Origin of the sequence: Chromohalobacter sp. HP20-39, assembly GCF_033052815.1 — a bacterium.
Classification (GTDB): domain Bacteria; phylum Pseudomonadota; class Gammaproteobacteria; order Pseudomonadales; family Halomonadaceae; genus Chromohalobacter.
Genome location: NZ_JAWHTP010000808.1, coordinates 1 through 260, shown reverse-complemented (window position 1 = coordinate 260; position 260 = coordinate 1). Strand labels below are relative to the sequence as shown.

General features: G+C 48.1%; 1 protein-coding gene. It reads right to left on the bottom strand.

Annotated features, from left to right (window positions below; genetic code table 11):
* The coding region (locus RVY79_RS20190) for a GDP-mannose 4,6-dehydratase (protein ID WP_317466361.1) at positions 1-79 on the bottom strand (79 nt) is incomplete at its 3' end.
* Between the last annotated feature and the right edge of the window lie 181 nt (positions 80-260).

The following is a 260-nucleotide window of genomic DNA, read 5'->3' as shown; positions in this document are numbered from 1 at the left end:
GATAATTCTTGCTTAGCAAGAGTTCCGCCAGATAAGCCCCGTCCTGCCCTGTAATCCCCGTTATGACAGCTACTTTCATTTTTTGAAAAGTAAAATTTAAAAATTGTGGAAAAATTATCGAATTAGCGCAAGCGGCCCGGTAATCGCCTTACCAACTGCGACATCCCCTCGCGAGCCCCATCGCACCAATGTACTTACGACCTGCCGTGCGGCGCCCGCCACAACATGCGACTGCAAAATCCGATGGTTCATTTGAACTA